The 23,724-nt window shown below is 62.6% G+C and carries 26 protein-coding genes and 4 tRNA genes; 21 read left to right on the top strand and 9 right to left on the bottom strand.

All coding sequences use genetic code 11. The features are described 5' to 3' along the window. The first annotated feature begins 118 nt into the window (after nt 1-118). The 6 genes from murJ to ispH all read left to right on the top strand — a co-directional run bounded on the left by murJ (nt 119) and on the right by ispH (nt 7,454). On the top strand, nt 119-1,657 hold the full coding sequence (gene murJ / locus EXN22_RS23575; RefSeq protein WP_130266318.1) for a murein biosynthesis integral membrane protein MurJ: 1,539 nt from the start codon (nt 119-121) through the stop codon (nt 1,655-1,657). A 118-nt stretch (nt 1,658-1,775) separates the two neighbouring features. Further along, a complete protein-coding gene (gene ribF, locus EXN22_RS23570; protein WP_130266317.1) occupies nt 1,776-2,726 on the top strand; it encodes a bifunctional riboflavin kinase/FAD synthetase in 951 nt (316 codons plus the stop codon). Further along, nucleotides 2,723-5,554, top strand: coding sequence for an isoleucine--tRNA ligase (gene ileS / locus EXN22_RS23565; RefSeq protein WP_130266316.1), 2,832 nt, complete (start codon nt 2,723-2,725; stop codon nt 5,552-5,554). Before ribF ends, ileS begins: the two co-directional genes overlap by 4 nt. After that, the gene (lspA, locus tag EXN22_RS23560; protein WP_130266315.1) at nt 5,547-6,062 is read left to right on the top strand and encodes a signal peptidase II; all 516 of its coding nucleotides are present in this window, start codon (nt 5,547-5,549) and stop codon (nt 6,060-6,062) included. The genes ileS and lspA overlap by 8 nt, the downstream gene beginning before the upstream one ends. Next, complete coding sequence (gene fkpB / locus EXN22_RS23555) at nt 6,055-6,492, top strand: FKBP-type peptidyl-prolyl cis-trans isomerase (RefSeq protein ID WP_130266314.1); 438 nt, start codon at nt 6,055-6,057, stop codon at nt 6,490-6,492. The genes lspA and fkpB overlap by 8 nt, the downstream gene beginning before the upstream one ends. 14 nt (nt 6,493-6,506) lie before the next feature. Beyond that, complete coding sequence (ispH, locus tag EXN22_RS23550; protein ID WP_130266313.1) at nt 6,507-7,454, top strand: 4-hydroxy-3-methylbut-2-enyl diphosphate reductase; 948 nt, start codon at nt 6,507-6,509, stop codon at nt 7,452-7,454. Here ispH and EXN22_RS23545 read toward each other — a convergent pair. Further along, nucleotides 7,443-7,922 carry a GspH/FimT family pseudopilin gene (locus EXN22_RS23545; protein WP_130266312.1) on the bottom strand — a complete coding sequence of 160 codons (480 nt, stop codon included), beginning with the start codon at nt 7,920-7,922 and terminating at the stop codon, nt 7,443-7,445. The two genes, ispH and EXN22_RS23545, sit on opposite strands and share 12 nt — an antisense overlap. Nucleotides 7,923-8,061: 139 nt before the next feature. Here EXN22_RS23545 and EXN22_RS23540 point away from each other — a divergent pair, with 139 nt between their 5' ends. The 5 genes from EXN22_RS23540 to thiO are packed head-to-tail and all read left to right on the top strand — an operon-like array spanning nt 8,062 to nt 10,974. After that, nucleotides 8,062-8,265, top strand: coding sequence for a type IV pilus modification PilV family protein (locus tag EXN22_RS23540; protein WP_233281666.1), 204 nt, complete (start codon nt 8,062-8,064; stop codon nt 8,263-8,265). Continuing rightward, the gene (locus tag EXN22_RS23535; RefSeq protein WP_130266311.1) at nt 8,262-8,921 is read left to right on the top strand and encodes a PilW family protein; all 660 of its coding nucleotides are present in this window, start codon (nt 8,262-8,264) and stop codon (nt 8,919-8,921) included. The genes EXN22_RS23540 and EXN22_RS23535 overlap by 4 nt, the downstream gene beginning before the upstream one ends. Beyond that, nucleotides 8,914-9,423, top strand: coding sequence for a PilX N-terminal domain-containing pilus assembly protein (locus tag EXN22_RS23530; RefSeq protein ID WP_130266310.1), 510 nt, complete (start codon nt 8,914-8,916; stop codon nt 9,421-9,423). Before EXN22_RS23535 ends, EXN22_RS23530 begins: the two co-directional genes overlap by 8 nt. An 11-nt stretch (nt 9,424-9,434) precedes the next feature. After that, the gene (locus tag EXN22_RS23525) at nt 9,435-9,842 is read left to right on the top strand and encodes a type IV pilin protein (RefSeq protein WP_233281665.1); all 408 of its coding nucleotides are present in this window, start codon (nt 9,435-9,437) and stop codon (nt 9,840-9,842) included. 28 nt (nt 9,843-9,870) lie between these two features. Beyond that, entirely contained in the window at nt 9,871-10,974 is a 1,104-nt protein-coding gene (thiO, locus tag EXN22_RS23520) for a glycine oxidase ThiO (RefSeq protein WP_130266309.1), read from the top strand. Between the two features lie 64 nt (nt 10,975-11,038). Here thiO and EXN22_RS23515 read toward each other — a convergent pair whose 3' ends face one another. Both EXN22_RS23515 and EXN22_RS23510 read right to left on the bottom strand, forming a co-directional pair. Continuing rightward, nucleotides 11,039-11,269 carry a PP0621 family protein gene (locus EXN22_RS23515; RefSeq protein WP_130266308.1) on the bottom strand — a complete coding sequence of 77 codons (231 nt, stop codon included), beginning with the start codon at nt 11,267-11,269 and terminating at the stop codon, nt 11,039-11,041. Between the two features lie 101 nt (nt 11,270-11,370). Next, on the bottom strand, nt 11,371-12,393 hold the full coding sequence (locus EXN22_RS23510) for an outer membrane protein assembly factor BamD (RefSeq protein ID WP_130266307.1): 1,023 nt from the start codon (nt 12,391-12,393) through the stop codon (nt 11,371-11,373). 150 nt (nt 12,394-12,543) lie between these two features. On the opposite strand from EXN22_RS23510, the gene rluD reads away from it, so the two are divergent. The 8 genes from rluD (at nt 12,544) to EXN22_RS23470 (ending at nt 18,282) form a co-directional block, all read left to right on the top strand. After that, nucleotides 12,544-13,506, top strand: coding sequence for a 23S rRNA pseudouridine(1911/1915/1917) synthase RluD (gene rluD / locus EXN22_RS23505; protein WP_130266306.1), 963 nt, complete (start codon nt 12,544-12,546; stop codon nt 13,504-13,506). After that, on the top strand, nt 13,503-14,243 hold the full coding sequence (gene pgeF, locus EXN22_RS23500) for a peptidoglycan editing factor PgeF (protein ID WP_130266305.1): 741 nt from the start codon (nt 13,503-13,505) through the stop codon (nt 14,241-14,243). Before rluD ends, pgeF begins: the two co-directional genes overlap by 4 nt. 125 nt (nt 14,244-14,368) lie before the next feature. Next, nucleotides 14,369-16,933: an ATP-dependent chaperone ClpB gene (gene clpB, locus EXN22_RS23495; protein WP_130266304.1), complete on the top strand. Its 2,565-nt coding sequence runs from the start codon at nt 14,369-14,371 to the stop codon at nt 16,931-16,933. Between the two features lie 303 nt (nt 16,934-17,236). Beyond that, nucleotides 17,237-17,312, top strand: a tRNA-Asn gene (locus tag EXN22_RS23490). Nucleotides 17,313-17,322: 10 nt separating this feature from the next. Next, a tRNA-Pro gene (locus EXN22_RS23485) sits at nt 17,323-17,399 on the top strand. Between the two features lie 5 nt (nt 17,400-17,404). Further along, a tRNA-Lys gene (locus tag EXN22_RS23480) sits at nt 17,405-17,480 on the top strand. Nucleotides 17,481-17,578: 98 nt separating this feature from the next. Further along, nucleotides 17,579-17,655 (top strand) — tRNA-Pro (locus EXN22_RS23475). 96 nt (nt 17,656-17,751) lie between these two features. After that, entirely contained in the window at nt 17,752-18,282 is a 531-nt protein-coding gene (locus EXN22_RS23470) for a dihydrofolate reductase family protein (protein ID WP_130266303.1), read from the top strand. 78 nt (nt 18,283-18,360) lie between these two features. Here the strand turns inward: EXN22_RS23470 and EXN22_RS23465 are convergent, their stop codons facing one another. From EXN22_RS23465 to EXN22_RS23455, 3 genes are all read right to left on the bottom strand, one after another. Continuing rightward, the gene (locus EXN22_RS23465; RefSeq protein WP_130266302.1) at nt 18,361-19,656 is read right to left on the bottom strand and encodes an NAD(P)/FAD-dependent oxidoreductase; all 1,296 of its coding nucleotides are present in this window, start codon (nt 19,654-19,656) and stop codon (nt 18,361-18,363) included. A gap of 84 nt (nt 19,657-19,740) precedes the next feature. Further along, nucleotides 19,741-19,914: a DUF3094 family protein gene (locus EXN22_RS23460; RefSeq protein ID WP_130266301.1), complete on the bottom strand. Its 174-nt coding sequence runs from the start codon at nt 19,912-19,914 to the stop codon at nt 19,741-19,743. A 168-nt stretch (nt 19,915-20,082) separates the two neighbouring features. Next, nucleotides 20,083-20,712 carry a DUF1780 domain-containing protein gene (locus EXN22_RS23455; RefSeq protein ID WP_130266300.1) on the bottom strand — a complete coding sequence of 210 codons (630 nt, stop codon included), beginning with the start codon at nt 20,710-20,712 and terminating at the stop codon, nt 20,083-20,085. A gap of 121 nt (nt 20,713-20,833) precedes the next feature. Between EXN22_RS23455 and EXN22_RS23450 the strand changes: the two genes are divergently transcribed. Next, nucleotides 20,834-21,295 (top strand): hypothetical protein, encoded by a 462-nt coding sequence (locus tag EXN22_RS23450; protein WP_130266299.1) that lies wholly within the window; start codon nt 20,834-20,836, stop codon nt 21,293-21,295. Nucleotides 21,296-21,340: 45 nt separating this feature from the next. Next, nucleotides 21,341-22,030, top strand: a complete 690-nt coding sequence (locus EXN22_RS23445) for an energy-coupling factor ABC transporter permease (RefSeq protein ID WP_045200823.1) — start codon at nt 21,341-21,343, stop codon at nt 22,028-22,030. 4 nt (nt 22,031-22,034) lie between these two features. Here EXN22_RS23445 and yacG read toward each other — a convergent pair whose 3' ends face one another. From yacG to EXN22_RS23430, 3 genes are read right to left on the bottom strand one after another with little or no spacing between them, the layout of a single operon-like run. Next, nucleotides 22,035-22,235, bottom strand: coding sequence for a DNA gyrase inhibitor YacG (gene yacG / locus EXN22_RS23440; RefSeq protein WP_130266298.1), 201 nt, complete (start codon nt 22,233-22,235; stop codon nt 22,035-22,037). Further along, on the bottom strand, nt 22,232-22,855 hold the full coding sequence (gene coaE, locus EXN22_RS23435; RefSeq protein WP_130266297.1) for a dephospho-CoA kinase: 624 nt from the start codon (nt 22,853-22,855) through the stop codon (nt 22,232-22,234). Before coaE ends, yacG begins: the two co-directional genes overlap by 4 nt. After that, nucleotides 22,855-23,724: a prepilin peptidase gene (locus tag EXN22_RS23430; protein WP_130266296.1), complete on the bottom strand. Its 870-nt coding sequence runs from the start codon at nt 23,722-23,724 to the stop codon at nt 22,855-22,857. The genes coaE and EXN22_RS23430 overlap by 1 nt, the downstream gene beginning before the upstream one ends.

Below are 23,724 nucleotides of genomic sequence, written 5' to 3'. Positions count from 1 at the left end.
TCTGCGGCACGACCTGTAAACTCGGGAGCTTTTGCTCTGCTTGCGTTGCGGCGCGGAGTATCGCACAACTGGGCACCTTGCGGCACAGCCCTTTATCCTCAGGCGTGAAAAACTTTCGATGAATCTTCTCAAATCCCTGGCCGCGGTCAGCTCCATCACTATGATCTCGCGGGTGCTGGGCTTTGTCCGTGACACCATACTGGCACGGGTATTCGGCGCAGGCGTGGCCACCGACGCCTTCTTCATTGCCTTCAAACTGCCCAACCTGCTGCGGCGCATCTTTGCCGAAGGCGCGTTTTCCCAGGCCTTTGTGCCGATTCTGGCTGAATACAAGACCCAGCAGGGCGAGGAGGCCACGCGCACCTTCATCGCCTACGTCAGCGGCCTGCTGACCCTGGTGCTGGCTGTGGTCACCGCGTTGGGGATCCTCGCTGCGCCGTGGGTGGTGTGGGTCACGGCGCCGGGCTTTGTCGACAGTACCGAGAAATACCAGCTGACCACCGACCTGCTGCGGGTGACTTTCCCTTATATATTGCTGATCTCGCTGTCATCGCTGGCCGGGGCCATCCTCAATACCTGGAACCGCTTTTCGGTGCCGGCCTTCGTGCCGACCCTGCTCAACGTGGCGATGATCGGCTTTACCCTGTTTCTGACCCCGTACTTCGACCCGCCGATCATGGCCCTGGCCTGGGGCGTGCTGGCCGGTGGCCTGGCGCAACTGTTGTACCAACTGCCTCACCTGAAGAAGATCGGCATGCTCGTGCTGCCGCGCCTGAACCTGCGCGATACTGGCGTGTGGCGGGTGCTCAAGCAAATGCTGCCGGCGATCCTCGGGGTGTCGGTAAGTCAGATCTCGCTGATCATCAACACCATCTTCGCCTCGTTCCTGGTGGCAGGCTCGGTGTCCTGGATGTACTACGCCGACCGCTTGATGGAACTGCCTTCCGGGGTGCTCGGCGTGGCCCTGGGCACTATCCTGCTGCCCACCCTGGCCAAGACCTACGCCAACCGCGACCGTCACGAGTATTCGCGCATCCTCGACTGGGGCCTGCGCCTGTGCTTCCTGCTGGTACTGCCATGCACCCTGGCCATGGCAATCCTGGCCGAGCCGCTGACCGTGGCGCTGTTCCAGTACGGTAAATTCAGCGCCTTCGACGCAGCGATGACCCAGCGCGCGCTGGTCGCCTATTCGGTCGGCCTGCTAGCGATTATCTTGGTCAAGGTGCTGGCTCCTGGCTTTTATGCCCAGCAGAACATCCGTACCCCGGTGAAGATCGCCATCTTCACCCTGGTCTGCACCCAGCTCTTCAACCTGATGTTCGTCTCTCACCTGCAGCACGCCGGCCTGGCCCTGGCCATCAGCCTTGGCGCCTGCCTGAACGCCGGCTTGCTGTACTGGAAGCTGCGCCAGCAGCAGTTGTTCCAGCCACAACCGGGCTGGGCCAGGTTTCTTGCCAAGCTGGTGGTGGCGGTGCTGCTGATGTCGGTGGTGTTGCTGGTGGGCATGCATTACATGCCGGCCTGGGCCGAAGGGCAGATGCTTGAGCGCTTCCTGCGCCTGGGTGCGCTGATCCTGGCCGGTGTCGTGACCTATTTCGGCTGTCTGTTGCTGTTTGGTTTTCGCCCGCGTGACTTCGCCCGCAAGGCGTTGCATTAAGGTGTAACGACGGTCAGACGTCGGTTTTACACATTCCACACCACGGGGTGACGCTGCTGCCTGTCGCCAGCGCCCGGGTGTGGTTATAATCGACCACTTTATGAGCAAGAAGCGCGTTATGCAGCTGGTTCGAGGCCTCCACAACCTGCGCCCCCAGCACCGGGGCTGTGTCGCCACTATTGGCAACTTCGACGGTGTTCACCGCGGTCACCAGGCAATCCTGGCGCGCCTGCGTGAGCGAGCGGACGAGTTGGGCGTGCCCAGCTGCGTGGTGATTTTCGAGCCACAGCCGCGTGAATACTTCGCCCCCGACACCGCGCCTGCGCGCCTGGCCCGCCTGCGTGACAAGGTCGCCCTGCTGGCCGCCGCCGGTGTCGACCGGGTGCTGTGCCTGGCGTTCAACCAGCGCCTGAGCAAGCTCAGCGCCGCCGAGTTCGTCGACACCATCCTGGTCGATGGCCTGGGTGTGCAGCACCTGGAAGTGGGGGATGATTTTCGCTTTGGTTGCGACCGAGTTGGGGATTTCGAATTCCTCCAGCAGGCCGGCCTCAGCCAGGGCTTCACCGTTGAAGCGGCGCAAACCGTCGAGCTCGATGGCCTGAGGGTCAGCAGCACGCAGGTGCGAACGGCGCTGGCCAACGCCGATTTCGCCCTGGCCGAGCGTCTGCTCGGACGGCCGTTCCGTATCCGCGGGCGGGTGCTGCACGGGCAGAAACTGGCGCGCCAGTTGGGTACTCCCACCGCCAACATCCAGCTCAAGCGCCATCGCGTGCCGTTCACCGGGGTCTACCTGGTCAGCGTCGAGTTCGATGGCAAGCACTGGCCGGGCGTCGCCAACATTGGCGTACGGCCTACTGTTTCAGGTGATGGCAAAGCCCACCTGGAAGTACATCTTCTGGATTTTGCCGGCGATCTCTATGGCCGGCGTCTGACGGTGGAATTCCACCACAAGCTGCGTGAAGAGCAGCGATTCGCCTCCCTGGAGGCGCTGAAGTCGGCGATCGATGCGGATATCGCCGCCGCACGTGCCCATTGGCACGGTCAACCGCTAACGAAGAGCCTGAAATGACCGACTATAAAGCCACGCTAAACCTTCCGGACACCGCCTTCCCGATGAAGGCCGGCCTGCCACAGCGCGAACCGCAGATTCTGCAGCGCTGGGACAGCATTGGCCTGTACCAGAAGCTGCGCGAAATTGGCAAGGATCGTCCGAAGTTCGTGCTGCACGACGGCCCGCCCTACGCCAACGGCAAGATCCACATCGGTCATGCGCTGAACAAGATTCTCAAGGACATGATTCTCCGCTCCAAGACCCTGTCCGGCTTCGACGCCCCGTACGTCCCAGGCTGGGATTGCCACGGCCTGCCGATCGAGCACAAGGTCGAAGTGACCCACGGCAAGCACCTGAGCGCCGACCAGACCCGCGAGCTGTGCCGCGCCTACGCCGCCGAGCAGATCGAAGGGCAGAAGACCGAGTTCATCCGCCTGGGTGTACTGGGTGAATGGGACAACCCGTACAAGACCATGAACTTTGCCAACGAAGCCGGTGAAATCCGCGCGCTGGCCGAGATGGTCAAGCACGGCTTCGTGTTCAAGGGCCTCAAGCCTGTGAACTGGTGCTTCGATTGCGGTTCGGCCCTGGCCGAAGCTGAAGTCGAGTACGCCGACAAGAAATCGCAGACCATCGACGTCGCTTTCCCGGTGGTCGATGAAGCCAAGCTGGCTGCCGCCTTTGGCCTGGCCTCGCTGGCCAAGCCCGCCGCGATCGTGATCTGGACCACCACCCCGTGGACCATCCCGGCCAACCAGGCGCTGAATGTCCACCCGGAGTTCAAGTACGCCCTGGTCGATACCGGCGACAAGCTGCTGGTGCTGGCTGAAGAGCTGGTCGAGTCGTGCCTCAAGCGCTATGCGCTGGAAGGTTCGGTCATCGCCACCGCAGAAGGCTCGGCCCTGGAGCTGATCAACTTCCGTCACCCGTTCTACGATCGCCTGTCGCCGGTGTACCTGGCCGACTACGTCGAGCTGGGCGCCGGTACCGGTGTGGTTCACTCCTCGCCAGCCTACGGTGAAGACGACTTCGTTACCTGCAAGCGCTACGGCATGGTCAACGACGACATTCTCACCCCGGTGCAGAGCAATGGCGTGTACGTGCCATCGCTGGAGTTCTTCGGCGGCCAGTTCATCTGGAAGGCCAACCCGGCCATCGTCGAAAAACTTTCGGAAGTCGGTGCGCTGATGCACACCGAAACCATCAGCCACAGCTACATGCACTGCTGGCGCCACAAGACCCCGCTGATCTATCGCGCTACCGCGCAATGGTTCGTCGGCATGGACAAGCAGCCGGACAATGGCGAGACCCTGCGCAAGCGCGCGGTCCAGGCCATCGAGCAGACCAAGTTCGTCCCGGCCTGGGGCCAGGCACGCCTGCACTCGATGATCGCCAACCGCCCGGACTGGTGCATCTCGCGTCAGCGCAACTGGGGCGTACCGATCCCGTTCTTCCTCGACAAGCAAACCGGCGAGCTGCACCCGCGCACCGTTGAGCTGATGGAAGAAGTGGCCAAGCGCGTCGAAAAAGAAGGGATCGAAGCCTGGTTCAAGCTCGATGCCGCCGAGCTGCTCGGTGACGAGGCCGGCCAGTACGACAAGATCGCTGACACCCTCGACGTCTGGTTCGACTCCGGTACCACCCACTGGCACGTGCTGCGCGGCTCGCACAGCATCGGTCACGACACCGGCCCGCGCGCCGACCTGTACCTGGAAGGTTCCGACCAGCACCGCGGCTGGTTCCACTCGTCCTTGCTGACCGGCTGCGCCATCGACAACCACGCGCCGTACCGTGAACTGCTGACGCACGGCTTCACCGTCGACGAGAACGGCCGCAAGATGTCCAAGTCGCTGGGTAACACCATCGAGCCGCAGAAGGTCAACGACACCCTGGGTGCCGACATCCTGCGCCTGTGGGTTTCGGCAACCGACTACTCCGGCGAAATGGCGGTTTCCGAGCAGATCCTGCAGCGCAGCGCCGACGCCTACCGGCGTATCCGCAACACCGCGCGCTTCCTGCTCTCCAACCTCACCGGTTTCGATCCGGCCCGCGACCTGCTGCCGGCCCAAGACATGCTGGCACTGGACCGCTGGGCCGTCGACCGTACCCTGCTGCTGCAGCGCGAGCTGGAAGAGCACTACGGCGAGTACCGCTTCTGGAACGTCTACTCCAAGATCCACAACTTCTGCGTGCAGGAGCTGGGCGGCTTCTACCTGGACATCATCAAGGACCGTCAGTACACCACGGGCGCCAACAGTGTTGCCCGACGTTCCTGCCAGACCGCGCTGTACCACATCAGCGAAGCCCTGGTGCGCTGGATCGCGCCGATCCTGGCGTTCACCGCCGATGAGCTGTGGCAGTACCTGCCGGGCGAGCGCAACGAGTCGGTCATGCTCAACACCTGGTATGAAGGCCTGAGCGAGCTGCCCGAAGGCTTCGAACTCGGTCGCGCCTACTGGGAGCGGGTGATGGCAGCCAAGACGGCGGTCAACAAGGAGCTGGAAAACCAGCGTGCGGCCAAAGCCATCGGTGGCAACCTGCAAGCCGAAGTCACCCTGTTCGCCGACGACGCGCTGAGCGCCGACCTGAACAAGCTGGGCGACGAACTGCGCTTCGTGCTGATCACCTCGGCGGCCAGTGTGGCGCCGTTCGTCCAGGCACCCGCCGATGCGGTCGAGACCGAAGTCCCTGGCCTGAAGCTCAAAGTGGTCAAGTCTGGCCATGCCAAGTGCGGACGTTGCTGGCACTTCCGTGCAGACGTTGGCGCGAACCCCGAGCATCCGGAAATCTGTGCCCGTTGCGCCGACAACATCAGCGGCAATGGCGAGGTGCGCCACTATGCCTAACCCTGGTGTGGGGCGCTTCGGGCGCCTCAGCTGGCTGTGGCTGAGCGTGCTGGTCCTGGTCCTCGACCAGGCCAGCAAGTTCTACTTCGAAGGCGCACTGAGCCTGTACCAGCAGATCGTGGTCATTCCTGACTACTTCAGCTGGACCCTGGCCTACAACACCGGTGCTGCCTTCAGCTTCCTGGCTGACAGTTCCGGCTGGCAGCGCTGGTTGTTCGCCCTGATCGCCGTGGTGGTCAGCTCCGTGCTGGTGGTCTGGCTCAAGCGCCTGGGGCGTAACGAGACCTGGCTGGCAGTGGCCTTGGCGCTGGTGCTCGGTGGCGCGCTGGGCAACCTCTACGACCGTATCGTGCTTGGCCACGTGGTCGATTTCATCCTGGTGCACTGGCAGAACCGCTGGTACTTCCCGGCCTTCAACCTGGCCGACAGCGCCATCTGCGTGGGTGCAGTGATGCTGGCGCTGGATATGTTCAAGAGCAAAAAGTCCGGAGAACCCGTCCATGACTGAGATCCGTATCGGCCAGAACACCGAAGTGACCCTGCACTTCGCGCTGCACCTGGAAAACGGCGACACCGTCGACAGCACCTTCGACAAGGCGCCGGCGGTGTTCAAAGTCGGTGATGGCAACCTGCTGCCAGGCTTCGAAGCGGCGATCTTCGGCTTCAAGGCCGGTGACAAGCGCACCGTGACCGTGGTCCCGGAGAACGCCTTCGGCCAGCCGAATCCGCAAAACGTGCAGATCATTCCCCGCTCGCAGTTCAACGACATGGAGCTGTCCGAAGGCCTGCTGGTGATTTTCAACGACGCCGCCAACGCCGAGTTGCCCGGTGTGGTCAAAGCATTCGATGACGCGCAAGTGACCATCGACTTCAACCACCCGCTGGCCGGCAAGACCTTGAACTTCGAGGTGGAAATCCTCGCGGTACAGGCCCTTTGAGCCAGGAGTCACCCATGCAAATCAAACTCGCCAACCCCCGTGGCTTCTGTGCCGGCGTGGACCGGGCGATCGAGATCGTCAACCGCGCCCTGGAAGTCTTCGGCCCGCCGATCTATGTGCGCCATGAAGTGGTGCACAACAAGTTCGTGGTCGAGGACTTGCGCGCGCGCGGGGCAATCTTTGTCGAAGAGCTGGACCAGGTGCCGGATGACGTCATCGTCATATTCAGCGCCCACGGTGTTTCCCAGGCCGTGCGCCAGGAAGCAGCGGGGCGTGGCCTGAAGGTGTTCGACGCTACCTGCCCGCTGGTCACCAAGGTGCACATCGAGGTGGCACGCTACAGCCGTGACGGCCGCGAATGTATCCTGATCGGCCACGCAGGCCACCCGGAAGTCGAAGGCACCATGGGCCAATACGACGCCAGCAATGGCGGCGCCATCTACCTGGTCGAAGACGAGGACGATGTCTCCAGACTGCAGGTCAACGACCCGGACAAGCTGGCATTCGTGACCCAGACCACCCTGTCGATGGACGATACCAGCCGGGTGATCGATGCTCTGCGCGCACGCTTCCCCAACATCGGCGGGCCGCGCAAGGACGACATCTGCTACGCCACCCAGAACCGCCAGGACGCGGTCAAGCAGCTGGCCGATGAGTGCGACGTAGTCTTGGTGGTCGGCAGCCCGAACAGCTCCAACTCCAACCGCCTGCGTGAGCTGGCCGAACGCATGTCGACACCGGCCTTCCTGATCGACGGCGCCGAAGACTTGCAAAAAAGCTGGTTCGATGGCGTTGAACGCATTGGTATCACCGCCGGTGCCTCGGCGCCCGAGGTGCTGGTGCGTGGCGTGATCGAGCAACTGCGGGCCTGGGGTGCCACGGGTGCCGAAGAGCTCGATGGCCGCGAGGAGAACATCACCTTCTCGATGCCCAAAGAATTGCGCGTGCGTTCACTGATCTGACCCGCCAGCCGCGCACAGCGGCTGTTCGCCGGGCTCCTCGCGCAGGCTGACCCGGCCTGTGGGTGCCAGGACCACCCGGTACTGGCTGAAGGGATCGGGGCGCTGGCAGATAAACAGCGTCCCGGCTTGAAAAGCACCTCCCTCGTGCATGGGCACGCCCAGCCCGCTGAAGCGCACCTGCCGGGCCACCGGTTGATTACCCACGATGCTCACCCGCTCAAACCGCTGTTCGTACAGCAGCAGTGGGCCATCCTGTTCCACGACCATGCGCCAGCCATTACTCCAGTTATCTTCGAGCGCCTGCAGGCGAACCACCTGGTTGCGCAGCAAGGCCTCGCTGCGTGCGGTGCGCAAGGCCTGGGCGAGGTCCCTGGCGGCGGCGTGCTGTTGTAGCCCGCTGCTCATAGTGTTGTAGGCCGGCAGGCTGATGTGCGTGAGCATCCCCACCAGCGCTAGCGCGAACATCATTTGTATCAGTGTTACGCCCTGTTGCTTCACCGTGCATTCCTCCCTGGAAGTGCTTCTATAGAGTCAGGTCAGCGGGCATGAGCGTCCAGTCGGCCGGATTGGCAAAGGGCTGTGGAAAAGTCGCAGGAGGGAGGGCGCCATGGACGGCGAGCGGCAACAAGGAATGAGCCTGATCGAGGTGCTGCTGGCCATGCTGGTGCTGGGGCTGGGTGTGTTTGCTGCAGCGGCTGCGCAAGTGCGGGCGCTGCAGGCCACCGACAGTGCCTTGCACAGTACCCAGGCGGCGTATATGCAGCATGGCGAGCTCGAACAAGCGCGCATCAACGCAGGGCCAGGCCGATGAACCGGCAAGCCGGCGTCGGCCTGGTCGAAGTGTTGCTGGCCCTCAGCCTCGGCTTGGTGCTGCTGCTCGGTGCCAGCCGCCTGTTTTTGGCGGCTATTCAGAGCTGGCAGGCTCAGGGCATTGCCGCGCAACTGCAGGAAGACGCGCGCCTGACCTTGCAGCGCCTGGCCCAGGACATTCGCATGAGCGGCATGTTCGGTTGCCTACGGGCCGATGCTATCAGTCATGTGCACCCCTCTTCGGCCCAGGCCTTTGCGCACCCGCTGGACATTACCCGGGCAGCGGATGGGCGTTTGCTGCAACTGAGCCTGATCAGCGCCGAACTGCCAGGTGCAGGCGGGCGGCCGAACTGGACGCTGATCACCGATTGCACCCAGCAGGCACGGGTCTATCCCGAGGTTCAGGCCCCGCCTGCCGGGCGGTACGCGATACCGATACGACGCCAGACCTATCGCGTTGATGGCACTAGCCTGATGCTCGGCAGCGGCGCCAGCTATGCGCCGCTGATCGACAACCTCGGTGAGCTGCGCGTCGACATCCTGAGTCAAGGTGCTAACGGCATCGCCGGCCTGCGCCTGAGTCTGACCTTACTTGACCCGCAAGCACGGGTCAGGCCGCAGCAGTATCAACTCACGGTGGCGTTACGCAATGGCTAGGGCCGGGAGCCAGCGCGGGGTGATCCTGCTGATCAGCCTGGTGCTGCTGGGGCTGTTGGCTGTGCTCGGCATCTCGGCCATGGTCAGTGCCACCCTGCAGGTGCGCATGGCAGGCAACCTGGTGTCAGCCCTGCATAACTTCGAGCATGCCGAGCAGACCTTGCTGCAGGGTGAGGCGCAGGTGGTACGGGCGCTGCCGTGCACTTACTGTTTGCCGCCGCCTGAGGCCGGGCGGGTGAGGGCGGCGGGTGTCTATCGCGGTGAAGGCGCAAGTTCCGGCCTGAGCTGGCAAAGCGCTTCGAGCGGCTTCTACCTGGTGCAGAACCTTGGCCACAGCACCCTCGCCGCACAGTTACCGGCCAACCTGGCGGTCACCCTGTACCGGATCACCGCAGTCAGCCATGGCGGGGCAGGGCGTAGCGTGCTGGAAAGCGTGTATGCACAGCCTGTAGAAGAGGGCGCCCGCCCACCCAGGCGCATCCTCTGGCGGCAACTTCATTAGGGGGTCGACTTATGTACAACCTGCACAAAGGCCTGAGCCTGATTGAACTGTTGCTTGTCGTCGCCGTGGTCGGCATGCTGGCGGGCATTGCCTATCCCAGCTACAGCGAACAGGTCCGCAAGGCCGCACGCACGGAAATTGCCGGGTTGCTGTTCGAAAGCGCACAGCTGCTGGAGCGCCACTATTCACGGGCCGGCCAATATGCCGACAGCCAGGACCTGGTCACCCCTTTGGCGGCCGGGACCAAGCACTATCGGCTGCATGCCGTACGTCATTCGGCGTCATTCATGCTCACTGCCCGACGCACTCCGGGAGGTTTGATGAGCAATGACCGCTGCGCCGATTTCGAACTCGACCAGGCCGGTGTGCGTGGTAATCCGGGTGCCGTTGATGGCGGCCGTGGCTGCTGGGGTGGCTGAGGGTTTACTTCAGACATTGGATCAATACATGACCAAGCAAGTAGTGATTGTCGGTGGCGGGGTGATCGGCCTGCTGACAGCGTTCAACCTGGCGGCTGAAGTCGAGCAGGTGGTGCTGTGTGACCGTGGCGCGTTGGGCCAGGAGTCTTCCTGGGCCGGTGGTGGCATTGTTTCGCCGCTTTATCCGTGGCGCTACAGCGCGGCGGTGACGGCCCTGGCGCACTGGTCGCAGGATTTTTATCCACAGCTGGGCGAGCGCCTGTTCGCCAGCGCCGGGGTTGACCCGGAGGTACACACCACCGGCCTGTACTGGCTGGACCTGGACGACGAAGCCCAGGCCCTGGAGTGGGCCAAGTGCGAAGGGCGGCCGTTGAGTGCTGTGGATATCTCGGCAGCCTATGACGCGGTGCCGGTGCTGGGCGGTGGCTTCCAGCGCGCTATCTACATGGCCGGGGTGGCCAATGTGCGTAACCCGCGCTTGGTAAAATCCCTCAAGGCCGCTTTGCTGGCGCTGCCCAACGTGAGTATTCGCGAGCACTGCGAGATTACTGGCTTCAGCCGCGAGGGCGAGCGCATCACCGGGGTAGAGACTGACAGCGGGCCGATCCCGGCTGATCGCGTGGTGCTGACGGCTGGCGCCTGGAGCGGGGATTTGCTGCGGCCATTGGGCCTGGAGCTGCCGGTCGAGCCTGTGAAAGGGCAGATGATCCTGTACAAGTGCGCCGAAGACTTCCTGCCGAGCATGGTGCTGGCCAAGGGGCGTTATGCAATCCCCCGGCGTGATGGGCATATTCTGGTGGGCAGCACCCTGGAGCATGCCGGGTACGATAAGACCCCGACCGAGGATGCACTGGAGAGCCTGAAGGCGTCAGCGGTCGAGTTGCTGCCGGCACTGGCCAATGCCACCCCGGTGGCCCATTGGGCGGGGCTGCGGCCGGGTTCGCCTGAGGGTATTCCGTACATCGGTGAGGTGCCGGGCTGTGCCGGGCTGTGGCTGAACTGCGGGCACTACCGCAATGGCCTGGTGCTGGCGCCAGCGTCTTGCCAGTTGTTTGCCGATTTGTTGCTGGGGCGTGCGCCGATCATTGACCCAGCGCCGTATGCACCGGCTGGGCGATTGGCCGCTCTTTAGGGCCCTATCGCGGGGCAAGCCCGCTCCTACAATCGGGTAGGAGCGGGCTTGCCCCGCGATGCAGTCAGCGCTGCGCCCCAGGCCCCTGCTCCAGGTGTGCCTGGCTGCAATACCACTGCGAGCCGCGATGCAAGGCCCGGTCATTGGGCAAATGCACGCCGCAATGGGCGCAACGCACCATCTTCAGCGGGTCTTCGAGGCTGTTGTTCTGCGCAGCAGCATTGCTGGCCTTGAACTTGCGCCACAGCCAGAACGCGGCGGCAATCAGGGCAATCCAGAAAAGTAGGCGAACCATGGTGTCCAGCTTTGTCAGTGAAGAGCCTTCAGTCTAGGGCTCGGGCATGAAAAAAGGGAGGCCTTGGCCTCCCTTTATCTATTACACGATTACACGATGACTCAGTCGAACACACCGAAGGTCATGTAGCTGAACCAGGAGCGGTCGTCGTTGTTACCTTGGGCTTCGTGGTTCTCTTCCTGGATGACGTCGCCGTTGGCATCTTTAGGCTGCAGCTCTTGCGGGATCGCGTCTTTGGCATCCTGATACTGCTTGATCACGTCCTGGTTGGCGCGGGTTTCGCCCGGCGGCAGCGGCGTGGCGGTATCGATCAGGCCCAGGGTGGCCTTGGACAGCCACGAACGGTTGTCGGCTTCGTTCTGCTGCGGCACGAACTGGCCATCGACCAGGCTTGGGTGATCCGGGTAGTTGAGCTTGAGGGTTTCCAGGCTGGTGGCAGCCAGTTCGTCCAGGTGCAGGCGCATGTAGGCTTCGGTCATCACCGCCAGGCCGTCGCCGACCGATGGGGTTTCCTGGAAGTTCTCTACAACATAGCGGCCACGGTTGGCGGCAGCGACATAGGCCTGACGGGTCAGGTAGTAGTCGGCCACATGGATTTCGTAGGAAGCCAGCAGGTTGCGCAGGTAGATCATGCGCTGCTTGGCGTCTGGCGAATAGCGGCTGTTGGGGAAGCGGCTGGTCAGTTGGGCGAACTCGTTGTACGAGTCGCGGGCAGCACCGGGGTCACGCTTGGTCATGTCCAGCGGCAGGAAACGCGCCAGCAGGCCGCGGTCCTGGTCGAAAGAGGTCAGACCCTTGAGGTAGTAGGCGTAGTCGACGTTCGGATGCTGTGGGTGCAAGCGAATGAAACGCTCGGCGGCAGACTTGGCGGCCTCCGGTTCAGCGTTCTTGTAGTTGGCGTAGATCAGCTCGAGCTGGGCCTGGTCGGCATAGCGGCCGAACGGATAGCGCGATTCCAGAGCCTTGAGCTTGCTTGTGGCGCTGGTGTAGCTGTGGTTGTCCAGGTCGGCCTGCGCCTGCTGGTACAGCTCGGCTTCGCTCAGGTTTTCGTCGACGACTTCCTTCGAAGAACAAGCAGCGGTCAGTCCGAGGATGGCGATCAGCAGCAGGTGTTTCACTTGCATGGCGGCTTGCGTCCCTATGACGGCCGCTGTCTTGGGCGTGGCCGTCCTGTTATGATGAGCACCCCGATGCAACCCTCGGGGCAAAAGACGTCGTATTTAACCACAAGCGTGCAGTCGAAACCAAAGGCTGTGCCGCCCGCTGATTCGAGCATGTCCGAGATCATTCAACTTCGCGCAGAGGTGCCGTCCGAATTGGGCGGGCAACGCCTCGACCAAATCGCCGCCCAATTGTTCGCTGAGCACTCGCGCTCGCGCCTGTCCACCTGGATCAAGGAGGGGCGCCTGACGGTCGATGGCGCAGTCCTGCGTCCGCGCGATATCGTCCATGGCGGCGCTCTGCTGGCGCTCGACGCCGAGCAGGAAGCCCAGGGCGAGTGGGTGGCCCAGGCCATCGAGCTGGACATCGTCTATGAAGATGACCACATCCTGGTGATCAACAAGCCTGCCGGGCTTGTGGTCCACCCGGCTGCCGGTCACGCCGATGGCACCTTGCTCAATGCCCTGTTGCACCATGTGCCGGACATTATCAATGTGCCGCGCGCCGGTATCGTCCATCGCCTGGACAAGGACACCACCGGTCTGATGGTGGTGGCCAAGACCATTCAGGCGCAGACCCAGCTGGTCGCCCAGTTGCAAAGCCGCAGCGTCAGCCGCATCTATGAATGCATCGTGATCGGTGTGGTCACCGCTGGCGGCAAGATCAACGCGCCAATTGGCCGCCACGGCGGTCAGCGCCAGCGCATGGCGGTCACCGAAGGCGGCAAGCCGGCGGTCAGCCACTACCGCGTACTGGAGCGTTTCCGCTCGCACACCCACGTGCGGGTCAAGCTGGAAACCGGGCGTACCCACCAGATCCGCGTGCACATGGCCCACGTCAACTTCCCGTTGGTCGGCGACCCGGTCTATGGCGGGCGTTTCCGTATCCCGCCAGCCGCCAGCCTGACCATGGTCGACGCGCTCAAGACCTTCCCGCGCCAGGCCCTGCATGCACGCTTCCTGGAGCTGGATCACCCGGTGACCGGCGAGCGCATGGGCTGGGAGTCGGCGCTGCCGGATGATTTCGTCTGGCTGCTGTCGCTGCTCAAGCAGGACCGCGAGGCCTTCGTCGGATGAGCGAGCTGACGCAAGCGCTGCTGTTTCCCGACTGGCCTGCGCCAGCCGGAGTACGCGCCTGCGTCACCACGCGCAGCGGCGGGGTCAGCCTGCCGCCTTATGAAAGCTTCAACCTCGGTGACCATGTTGGCGATGCGCCAGCAGCGGTGGCCGAGAACCGCCGACGCCTGACCGCCGAATTCGGTATCCAGCCGGCCTGGCTCAAACAGGTGCATGGCGTGGTGGTGGCGGATGCCGACCCCAGCGTTATCGCCGAGGCCGATGCCAGTTTCAGCGCCACCCCCGGCATTGCCTGCACGGTAATGACCGCCGATTGCCTGCCGGTGCTGTTCTGCGACCGCGCCGGCACCCGCGTAGCCGCCGCTCATGCGGGCTGGCGCGGGTTGGCCAACGGTGTTCTGGAAGCCACCCTGGACCGCCTGGCGCTGGCGCCAGAAGAGGTGCTGGTGTGGCTCGGCCCGGCCATCGGTCCGCAAGCCTTTGAAGTAGGCCTGGAAGTTCGCGACGCCTTCACCGCCGTTCATCCGCAAACCGCCCAGGCCTTTGTGCCCGGTGCCCAACCCGGCAAGCTGATGGCCGATATTTACCAACTGGCCCGTCTGCGCCTTGCGGCGCGCGGCGTCAAAGCGGTCTATGGTGGTGGCTTGTGCACCGTCAGCGACCCGCGCTTCTATTCTTATCGGCGCACCCCTCAGGGTGGCCGCTTCGCTTCCCTGGTCTGGCTGGCACCTCGCTGACCTGGATCAAGCCCGACTAGCTTGAATCTTCCAGAATCACCCTTATCTACAGTGGTATCTCTGGCAGGTTTTTCTTCATCAGGTGTGTCCATCGCTCCGACCTGCCCATTAAAGGAAGGTAACCCATGCGAATAGACCGTTTGACCAGCAAGCTGCAATTAGCGTTATCTGATTCCCAATCCCTGGCTGTGGGCATGGACCATCCAGCCATCGAACCTGCGCACTTGTTGCAGGCCCTGATCGATCAGCAGGGCGGTTCGATCAAGCCGCTGCTGATGCAGGTCGGCTTCGACGTCAACAGCCTGCGCAAGGCGTTGAGCAAAGAGCTCGACCAACTGCCGAAAATCCAGAACCCCACGGGCGACGTGAACATGTCCCAGGACCTGGCGCGCCTGCTCAACCAGGCCGACCGCCTGGCCCAGCAAAAGGGCGACCAGTTCATTTCCAGCGAGCTGGTGCTGCTGGCGGCCATGGACGAGAACAGCAAAGTCGGCAAGTTGCTGCTCAGCCAGGGCGTCAGCAAAAAGGCCCTGGAAAATGCCATCAGCAACCTGCGTGGTGGCGAGGCGGTCAATGACCCCAACGCCGAAGAGTCGCGCCAGGCCCTGGACAAGTACACCGTCGACCTGACCAAGCGCGCCGAAGACGGCAAGCTTGACCCGGTGATCGGCCGTGACGATGAAATTCGCCGTACCATCCAGGTGCTGCAACGCCGGACCAAGAACAACCCGGTGCTGATCGGTGAGCCTGGCGTAGGTAAAACCGCCATCGCCGAAGGCCTGGCCCAGCGCATCATTAATGGTGAAGTGCCCGACGGCCTCAAGGGCAAGCGCCTGCTGTCGCTGGACATGGGTGCGCTGATCGCCGGGGCCAAGTTCCGCGGCGAGTTCGAAGAGCGCCTCAAGTCCCTGCTCAATGAACTGTCCAAGCAGGAAGGGCAGATCATTCTGTTCATCGACGAGCTGCATACCATGGTCGGCGCCGGTAAAGGCGAAGGCTCGATGGATGCCGGCAACATGCTCAAGCCGGCCCTTGCCCGAGGCGAGCTGCACTGCGTCGGCGCCACCACGCTGAACGAGTACCGCCAGTACATTGAAAAGGACGCAGCACTTGAGCGGCGTTTCCAGAAGGTGCTGGTAGAAGAGCCGAGCGAAGAAGACACCATCGCCATCCTGCGTGGCCTCAAGGAGCGTTACGAGGTGCACCACAAAGTGGCGATCACCGACGGCGCGATCATCGCCGCGGCCAAGCTCAGCCATCGCTACATCACCGACCGTCAGTTGCCGGACAAGGCCATCGACCTGATCGACGAAGCGGCCAGCCGCATCCGCATGGAGATCGACTCCAAGCCCGAAGTGCTCGATCGTCTGGAGCGCCGCCTGATTCAACTGAAGGTTGAGTCCCAGGCGCTGAAGAAAGAAGACGACGAAGCGGCGATCAAGCGCCTGGAGAAGCTCACCGAAGAGATTGCCCGGCTTGAGCGCGAGTACGCCGACCTGGAAGAGGTCTGGACCTCGGAAAAAGCCGAAGTACAGGGCTCGGCGCAGATCCAGCAGAAAATCGAGCAGTCGCGTCAGGAACTCGAAGCGGCCCGCCGCAAAGGCGACCTCAGCCGCATGGCCGAGCTGCAGTATGGGGTGATCCCGGACCTGGAGCGCAGCCTGCAGATGGTCGACCAGCACGGCAAGGCCGAGAACCAGTTGCTGCGTAACAAGGTGACTGAGGAAGAAATCGCCGAAGTGGTTTCCAAGTGGACCGGCATCCCGGTGTCGAAGATGCTCGAAGGCGAGCGGGAAAAACTGCTGAAGATGGAAAGCCTGCTGCACGATCGGGTGATCGGCCAGGAAGAAGCGGTGGTGGCGGTTTCCAACGCCGTGCGCCGTTCGCGTGCCGGCCTGTCGGACCCGAACCGCCCAAGCGGCTCGTTCCTGTTCCTCGGCCCGACCGGTGTCGGTAAAACCGAGCTGTGCAAGGCGTTGGCCGAATTCCTCTTTGATACTGAAGAGGCGATGGTGCGTATCGACATGTCCGAGTTCATGGAGAAACACTCCGTGGCTCGCCTGATCGGGGCACCACCAGGCTACGTAGGTTATGAAGAAGGCGGCTACCTGACCGAAGCGGTGCGGCGTAAACCTTATGCGGTGGTGCTGCTCGACGAGGTCGAGAAGGCTCACCCGGATGTGTTCAACGTGTTGCTGCAGGTGCTGGAAGACGGTCGCTTGACTGACAGCCACGGGCGCACGGTAGATTTTCGCAATACCGTGATCGTCATGACCTCCAACCTGGGCTCTTCGCAAATCCAGGAACTGGTGGGCGATCGTGAAGCGCAGCGTGCGGCGGTGATGGATGCCGTGGGCGTGCACTTCAGGCCGGAGTTCATCAACCGCATCGACGAAGTGGTGGTGTTCGAACCTCTGGGCCGCGAGCAGATCGCTGGCATCACCCAGATCCAGCTCGGTCGCCTGCGCGGTCGCCTGGCCGAACGTGAGCTGAGCCTTGAGCTGAGCCCCGAGGCGCTGGATAAACTGATCGCCGTCGGTTACGACCCGGTCTATGGCGCACGGCCGCTCAAACGCGCGATCCAGCGCTGGATCGAGAACCCGTTGGCGCAGCTGATCCTGTCGGGCAAGTTCCTGCCAGGCAGCGCCATCACGGCGAAGGTTGCGGGCGAAGAGATCGTCTTCGCCTGAGTTTTCGGCGGGTTACGCTAAGGCCTCGATTTTCGAGGCCTTTTTTCTTTGCTTTTTTTCTCGAGTGCTTGTAAAGTGCGCCCCGCTGTATGTCACCCCGCAGGTTTCCGGCAAAACTGGGAATCTGAAAAAAAGTTGCAAATCAGTAAGTTGAATGCAAATTAAGGGTTGACAAGGGTTTTGAAAGTTGTAGAATAGCGCGCCTCAGAGACATGAACGCAGCGATGCACAAGGTCGAAGAGTTCGAAGCGGTAGTGATACAGCGATCGAAATTGCAGCATTGTTGTAATTGAAATTGATAGTTCCGCGATAGCTCAGTCGGTAGAGCAAATGACTGTTAATCATTGGGTCCCAGGTTCGAGTCCTGGTCGCGGAGCCAAATTTCAAGCCGGGGTATAGCGCAGTCCGGTAGCGCGCCTGCTTTGGGAGCAGGATGTCAGGAGTTCGAATCCCCTTACCCCGACCATTTTTGGGTCGTTAGCTCAGTTGGTAGAGCAGTTGGCTTTTAACCAATTGGTCGTAGGTTCGAATCCTACACGACCCACCATTTTTGAAGCCGGTACGCTGGGTTCAAATCTTAAAAGGTTGGTTTGCCATTAGCAGCCAGCCATAAAAAAGGCGCCTTAATTGGTGCCTTTTTTTTACCGGGGTATAGCGCAGTCCGGTAGCGCGCCTGCTTTGGGAGCAGGATGTCAGGAGTTCGAATCCCCTTACCCCGACCATCTTCAGAAAGAAGGGCACCTTGCAAAAGGTGCCCTTTTTTCGTTTCTGCGCGCTGCCTGATACTATCCGGCTATTTCCGGCAAGGGAGCTGCGCCATGACGTTGAAAGCCTCTGTCTACATCGCCACCAGCCTCGACGGCTTTATTGCCCGCGAGAGCGGCGAGCTGGACTGGCTGATGGTTGCCACCAGTTCCAGTGACGATCATGGGTACGCCGCTTACATGGCGACCATCGACACCCTGGTCATGGGGCGCAATACCTTCGAGAAAATCCTGACCTTTGGCGAATGGCCGTATCCGCACAAGCGTGTCGTGGTGTTGAGCAGTACCTTGGGCGCGGCGGATGTCAGCAACGGAGTCGAGGTGCATCCCGGGCCGATTGCCGCGCTGGTTGATTACTTGCGCGACACGGGTGCCCAGAGCCTGTACCTGGATGGCGGGCAAGTGATTCAGGGCTTTTTGCGTGAAGGGCGGCTGGATGAACTGACCATCACCCGGATACCGGTATTGCTGGGCAGCGGCATCCCCCTGTTCGGTACCCTGGCGGCGGATGTGACGCTGCAGCATATGCGCAGCACCACTTTTGAGAGCGGGTTTGTGCAGAGTACTTACCGGGTCGTGAAGTAATTCGCGGGGCAAGCCCGCTCCCACCGGGATCATCACCATCCTGTGGGAGCGGGCTTGCCCCGCGAAAAGGCTGTTAACTCAGTGCAACTTCAACCGCGGCTCAGTCCCGCGACCAATCCGGCTACCGAGCATCAGCATCAACGTGCGGAAGGTCCCGTACAACGCCATCTGGTGCATGCGATACAGCGACACATAGAACATCCGTGCCAGCCAGCCTTCAAGCATCACGCTGCCGGTCAGGTTACCCATCAGGTTGCCCACTGCCGAGAAGCGCGACAGCGACACCAGCGAACCATAATCCCGGTACGCGTAGGTTGGCAGCGGCTTGCCTTCCAGGCGCGCCTTCAAGCCCTTGGCCAGCAACGATGCCTGCTGGTGTGCAGCCTGCGCCCGGGGCGGCACGTTGCGGTCGCTGCCCGGTTGCGGGCAGGCGGCGCAGTCACCGAAGGCAAAGATATTGTCGTCCAGGGTGGTCTGCAGGGTAGGGCGGACCACCAGCTGGTTGATGCGGTTGGTTTCCAGACCGTCGATGTCCTTGAGGAAACCCGGTGCGCGAATGCCTGCCGCCCAGACCTTGAGGCTGGCCTGAATCACTTCGCCCGTGCTGGTGCGCAACTCGTCCGCCGTCACTTCACTGACCGCCGCGTTGGTCATCACCGTCACCCCGAGTTTTTCCAGGGTCTTGTGCACAGGTACGCTGATGCGCTCCGGCAGCGCTGGCAACACCCGCGGGCCGGCTTCAATCAGGGTGATGTGCATATCCTTGGGCTGAATCCGGTCCAGGCCATAGGCCGCCAGCTCATGGGCCGCGTGATGCAGTTCGGCGGCCAGCTCCACACCGGTGGCACCGGCGCCGACAATGGCCACGCTGATGCGCTCACTGGCCTGGTCGCCGGCATGGGCGCGCAGGTAGTGGTTGAGCAGTTGCTGGTGGAAGCGCTCGGCCTGTTTGCGGGTGTCGAGGAACAGGCAATGCTGCGCCGCGCCCAGGGTGCCGAAATCGTTGGTGTTGCTGCCTACCGCGATCACCAGGGTGTCGTAACCCAGGGTGCGCGCCGGCAGCAGCTCACGGCCGTCTTCATCGAGGGTGGCAGCCAGCTGAATCTGCTTGGTCTCGCGGTCCAGGCCACTCATGCGCCCGAGCTGGAACTGAAAGTGGTTCCATTTGGCCTGGGCCACGTAATTGAGCTCGTCTTCGGACGAGTTGAGCGAGCCGGCGGCCACTTCATGCAGCAGCGGCTTCCAGATGTGCGTCAGGTTGGCGTCGACCAGGGTGATGCTGGCGCTGCCTTTTTTACCCAGGGTCTTGCCCAGGCGGGTCGCCAGTTCCAGGCCGCCGGCGCCGCCGCCGACAATCACAATACTGTGAGTCATGGAGATATCTCATAAGGTTTACGGAATTCGGGTCTTGAGTGGTCGGCCGCACGGGGCGGGCGTTGTGGGCGAGCGCAAGGCAGCTCATAGCACCAGTTGACTCAAGAGGCGGCTCAACAAGCCGAGTACAACGGTCACGACCACCACCAGTACAAGGAGCAGCCAGGGCCGGAAAGGCTTGCGCTCGACTTGGTGCTGGGGGGCTCGCAGGTATTCATCGACACGACGCTGGTCTTCGGGATTCAGGCGGCTGGTCATGAGGGCCTCGTCAGATAGACGCTTGTGACTGTGGGAAAGCTACAGTGTTCACTGTAGTTGCTCGAAGGTCGCCCATCTTTCAGTCACTTGGCTGTCTTTATAACGAATGATTGCGCTTTGTATCACCGGCGCGGAATTTATGCCATCCGGCGATGGCAGGGGGCCAGCTCAGAGGCTGATACCGACATCAAACACAATGCTGCGCCCCAGGTTGCTGCGCAGAAAATCCGGCGCATCCGGGTGGGCGAACAGCACCCGGGCAAAGGTCGGGCCCACCAGCGACAACGAGCGCCAGCCCTGGCGCAAGTACTCGGTGGGCGGTGGGAAGTGGCTGTTGAGGTCGAGCACTTCGCGCTTGAGGCTGGCAAAGGCAATGATGTCCAGCTCGCTCAGGTCCAGGCCGCGTTCCTGGTAGTTGTGCGATTTCTTGCGCAAGGTCGGCGCCAGGCGCTGCAGCAACTCCTGGGCGCTGATCCGCCGTGGCCGGACCTCGCGGCGCACCAACTGGCTGAGGGAGAAGGCGCTGCGCCGGCGCTGCAGCTCTTCGCGCCACTCATCGTTCAGGCGCCGGCCTTCGTCGAGCACGAAAAACACCTCGAAGGCCGCATCGCGAAACAGCACGTCAGGCGGCTCTTGCCCGGCGGCGGCAAAGTCTTCGCTGCGGTAGGGAATATTCAGGCCTTGCAGCAGGCGCTGGCAGACCCAACGCTCACGTTCCCATTTACGGGCATTGGAAAGAAACGCATTGGCTTGTTCGGCCTGAATGGTGAGCAGGCGCAAGTAGTCTGAGTCGTCCATGGGCACAAGCTTAGCGTTCAATTGAGCTTTGCAGGAAATGTCTGCAAAGCATTGCCCAGCGCGCAAGCCAGCGCCTAGACTGCGCACCCGTTATGGGCTCAGTGACTATCAGGGAAGAACGATGAGCGTAGTGAAGATGGGCGGCATATTCGGCTCCGGCACGGTGGTATGCGCCCTGGTGGTGTACGGCATAGGGGCATTGTTCTGGTCGCCGACCTTGCCATACGACACGGCCGACGGCCGCTATGTGCTACTCAAGGAGGACGATTCAGCGCCTTACAGCATCAAACTGATCGACCATCGCCGCGGTGAATCCGACGTTGTACGCAGTTATGCCGAGTTCAACCCCAAGGTGCTCAGCGTCATGCCCGGCGACTACCGCGTGCGCCTGACGCTGAACGAGTTCGGCTGCTATGGCGCCTGGGCCGATGTGCAGGTGTCGGCGACCACCATCAGTGTCATCGAACAGCAGCGCAACCCCAGCTGCCAACCGCCGGACTGGCTGGTTGACGGCGCCGTGTTCCGCCTGTTCGAAGCACCGAAAGTGCCGGAGGAGGCTGATCAAGCCAACCCCGAGGTGTAGACTGCCCCCACGCCTATTGCCTCACTCGTAAAAGGGTTATTTGCCGTGATCAGTGCCGCCGTGCTTTCGAGTCAGACCCTGACCATCGCCTGGGTTGCCTACGTGCCCGTACTGATCTGGGCGGTGGCACGTACCCGCTGGCTCGAACTGTTCGCTGACAGCCGTCGCCAGCACTTGCTGTTCGGCACGGTGTTCGCCTTGTTTGCCCTGTGGCTGGTGCGCCGCGACTTCGACACCGGGGTGTCCTATCACTTTATCGGCATGACCGCGGTAACCCTGCTGCTGGACTGGCCGTTGGCGATTGTCGGTGGCTTGCTGGCGCAGCTCGGCCTGCTGGCGCTGGGGCGGCAGGACCTGGCGGCGATGGGCGTTAATGGCCTGCTGCTGATCGGCCTGCCGGTACTGGTCACCGAGGTGTGTGCGATCCTGGTGGAGCGGGCACAGCCGCGCAACCTGTTTGTCTATATCTTCTGTTCGGGCTTTTTTGCCGCGGCGCTGTCGGCACTCTTGTGCCTGCTCGGTGGCCTGGGCTTGCTGTGGATGGACGGGCGATTCGTCATGCCCGAGTGGATCGAGGACTTTATCGGTTACCTGTGGCTGATCATCTTCCCCGAAGCCTTCATCAACGGCATGGTGGTCAGCGCCCTGGTGGTGTTCTGCCCGGAGTGGCTGGAGACCTTCAACCGGACCCGCTACCTGCAGGCCCCGTGGAAGGATGACGACCCCGAGCGCTGACGGCTCAGTGGCGCGGGTCGAGCTCGCCGGAGAACAGTTCGTCTTCGGCATCCGGTGCGACCGGAATCTTGTGCTCTTCCGAGGCCCAGGCACCCAGGTCGATCAGCTTGCAGCGATCAGAACAGAACGGCCGGAACGCGCTGGCGTCGCTCCACTCCACAGGGGCGCCACAGGTCGGGCAATCTACGGTCATCGGTTGGCTCATGCTTGGCCTCCTCGCAAAGTCAGGTAAAAGTGGTGCAGGCGCTCGACCTCCGCATGCAGCCAGGCCAGGTCGCGGTCATTGACCACCACGTCGTGGGCGTGGCGCAGGCGTTCTTCGCGGCTGGCCTGGGCCTTGAGGATGGCCTGCACCTGTTCGGCGCTGGTCTGGTCGCGCAGCAGGGTACGCTGCACCTGCAGCTCCTGCGGTGCATCGATCACCAGCAGGCGGTGGGTGCGCTTGTATTGGCCGGATTCCACCATCAACGGCGAAACGAACACCGCATAGGGCGACTCGGCCTTGGCCAGGTAGCTGAAGATCTCCTGGCCAATCAAGGGGTGCAGCAGCGCTTCGAGCCACTGCCGCTGTTGCGGGTCGGCGAAGATCAGCTCGCGCAGGGCGGCGCGGTTGAGCTGGCCGTCTTCGAGCAATACCCCAGGGCCGAAGCGCTCGACAATACTGGCCAGCGCCGGGCGGCCCGGCTCGACCACCCAGCGCGCGGCCTGGTCGGCGTCGACCAGGTGCACGCCCAGCTCGACAAAGCGCTGGGCAGCGGCGCTCTTGCCACTGCCAATGCCGCCGGTGAGGCCGAGAATCCAGGGAGTGAAAGCAGCGGTGGTCATCACAATCCAGAAAAATGCAGGTAAGAAGTGGTTATTTGACCACCCCAGAGCAGCGCGATCCAGCCCGCGATGGCCAGATAAGGACCGAAGGGGATCGGCGTACTGGCCTGCTTGCGCTGCAGGCGCAGCATAATCAGGCCAATCACGGCCCCCAGCAGCGACGACAGCAGCAAGGTCAGCGGCAGGATCTGCCAGCCGCCCCAGGCACCGAGCAGCGCCAGCAACTTGAAATCGCCATAGCCCATGCCTTCCTTGCCGGTGATCAGCTTGAACACCCAGAACACCGACCACAGGCTCAGGTAACCGGCCACCGTACCCCACAGCGCGTCTTCCAGCGGCACGAACAGCTCGAAGGCATTGACGATCAGCCCCAGCCACAACAGCGGCAGCACCAGGGCATCGGGCAACAGATGGTGTTCGATGTCGATCATGCTCATGGCCAGCAGGCCCCAGCTCAGCACCATCAGCGCCAGGGCGCTGGCGGTAAAGCCCAAATGCCAGGCGACAAACAGCGTCAGCGCCGCGCAGGCCAGCTCCACCAGCGGATAGCGCGGGCTGATGCGCGCCTGGCAATCGGAGCAACGCCCGCGCAAGGCCAGGTAACTCACCACCGGAATGTTTTCCCAGGGGCGGATGCGGTGGGCGCAATGCGGGCATTGCGAGGGCGGCAAAAACAGGTCGAAGCGCGGCGCCTGCGCCGCCTCGGGCAGCGCCAGCACCTCACGCGCTTCGGCCTGCCATTGGCGTTCGAGCATGATCGGCAGGCGATGCACCAGCACATTGAGAAAACTGCCCACGATCAGCCCGAGCAACAGGGCGATGCTCAGGTACAGCAGTGGCTGGCTGGCCAGGGTGTTCAACAGGTTCAT

Origin of the sequence: Pseudomonas tructae, assembly GCF_004214895.1 — a bacterium.
GTDB lineage: Bacteria > Pseudomonadota > Gammaproteobacteria > Pseudomonadales > Pseudomonadaceae > Aquipseudomonas > Aquipseudomonas tructae.
The sequence above is the reverse complement of the archived record's forward strand: the minus strand, read 5'-3'. Positions and strand labels throughout refer to the sequence as shown.

What these genes read in the sequence shown, in the direction of transcription:
- murJ (WP_130266318.1), top strand. Translation starts at nt 119, where the DNA reads ATGAATCTTCTCAAATCCCTGGCCGCGGTCAGCTCCATCACTATGATC.
- ribF (WP_130266317.1), top strand. Translation starts at nt 1,776, where the DNA reads ATGCAGCTGGTTCGAGGCCTCCACAACCTGCGCCCCCAGCACCGGGGC.
- ileS (WP_130266316.1), top strand. Translation starts at nt 2,723, where the DNA reads ATGACCGACTATAAAGCCACGCTAAACCTTCCGGACACCGCCTTCCCG.
- lspA (WP_130266315.1), top strand. Translation starts at nt 5,547, where the DNA reads ATGCCTAACCCTGGTGTGGGGCGCTTCGGGCGCCTCAGCTGGCTGTGG.
- fkpB (WP_130266314.1), top strand. Translation starts at nt 6,055, where the DNA reads ATGACTGAGATCCGTATCGGCCAGAACACCGAAGTGACCCTGCACTTC.
- ispH (WP_130266313.1), top strand. Translation starts at nt 6,507, where the DNA reads ATGCAAATCAAACTCGCCAACCCCCGTGGCTTCTGTGCCGGCGTGGAC.
- EXN22_RS23545 (WP_130266312.1), bottom strand. Translation starts at nt 7,922, where the DNA reads ATGATGTTCGCGCTAGCGCTGGTGGGGATGCTCACGCACATCAGCCTG.
- EXN22_RS23540 (WP_233281666.1), top strand. Translation starts at nt 8,062, where the DNA reads ATGGACGGCGAGCGGCAACAAGGAATGAGCCTGATCGAGGTGCTGCTG.
- EXN22_RS23535 (WP_130266311.1), top strand. Translation starts at nt 8,262, where the DNA reads ATGAACCGGCAAGCCGGCGTCGGCCTGGTCGAAGTGTTGCTGGCCCTC.
- EXN22_RS23530 (WP_130266310.1), top strand. Translation starts at nt 8,914, where the DNA reads ATGGCTAGGGCCGGGAGCCAGCGCGGGGTGATCCTGCTGATCAGCCTG.
- EXN22_RS23525 (WP_233281665.1), top strand. Translation starts at nt 9,435, where the DNA reads ATGTACAACCTGCACAAAGGCCTGAGCCTGATTGAACTGTTGCTTGTC.
- thiO (WP_130266309.1), top strand. Translation starts at nt 9,871, where the DNA reads ATGACCAAGCAAGTAGTGATTGTCGGTGGCGGGGTGATCGGCCTGCTG.
- EXN22_RS23515 (WP_130266308.1), bottom strand. Translation starts at nt 11,269, where the DNA reads ATGGTTCGCCTACTTTTCTGGATTGCCCTGATTGCCGCCGCGTTCTGG.
- EXN22_RS23510 (WP_130266307.1), bottom strand. Translation starts at nt 12,393, where the DNA reads ATGCAAGTGAAACACCTGCTGCTGATCGCCATCCTCGGACTGACCGCT.
- rluD (WP_130266306.1), top strand. Translation starts at nt 12,544, where the DNA reads ATGTCCGAGATCATTCAACTTCGCGCAGAGGTGCCGTCCGAATTGGGC.
- pgeF (WP_130266305.1), top strand. Translation starts at nt 13,503, where the DNA reads ATGAGCGAGCTGACGCAAGCGCTGCTGTTTCCCGACTGGCCTGCGCCA.
- clpB (WP_130266304.1), top strand. Translation starts at nt 14,369, where the DNA reads ATGCGAATAGACCGTTTGACCAGCAAGCTGCAATTAGCGTTATCTGAT.
- EXN22_RS23470 (WP_130266303.1), top strand. Translation starts at nt 17,752, where the DNA reads ATGACGTTGAAAGCCTCTGTCTACATCGCCACCAGCCTCGACGGCTTT.
- EXN22_RS23465 (WP_130266302.1), bottom strand. Translation starts at nt 19,656, where the DNA reads ATGACTCACAGTATTGTGATTGTCGGCGGCGGCGCCGGCGGCCTGGAA.
- EXN22_RS23460 (WP_130266301.1), bottom strand. Translation starts at nt 19,914, where the DNA reads ATGACCAGCCGCCTGAATCCCGAAGACCAGCGTCGTGTCGATGAATAC.
- EXN22_RS23455 (WP_130266300.1), bottom strand. Translation starts at nt 20,712, where the DNA reads ATGGACGACTCAGACTACTTGCGCCTGCTCACCATTCAGGCCGAACAA.
- EXN22_RS23450 (WP_130266299.1), top strand. Translation starts at nt 20,834, where the DNA reads ATGAGCGTAGTGAAGATGGGCGGCATATTCGGCTCCGGCACGGTGGTA.
- yacG (WP_130266298.1), bottom strand. Translation starts at nt 22,235, where the DNA reads ATGAGCCAACCGATGACCGTAGATTGCCCGACCTGTGGCGCCCCTGTG.
- coaE (WP_130266297.1), bottom strand. Translation starts at nt 22,855, where the DNA reads ATGACCACCGCTGCTTTCACTCCCTGGATTCTCGGCCTCACCGGCGGC.
- EXN22_RS23430 (WP_130266296.1), bottom strand. Translation starts at nt 23,724, where the DNA reads ATGAACCTGTTGAACACCCTGGCCAGCCAGCCACTGCTGTACCTGAGC.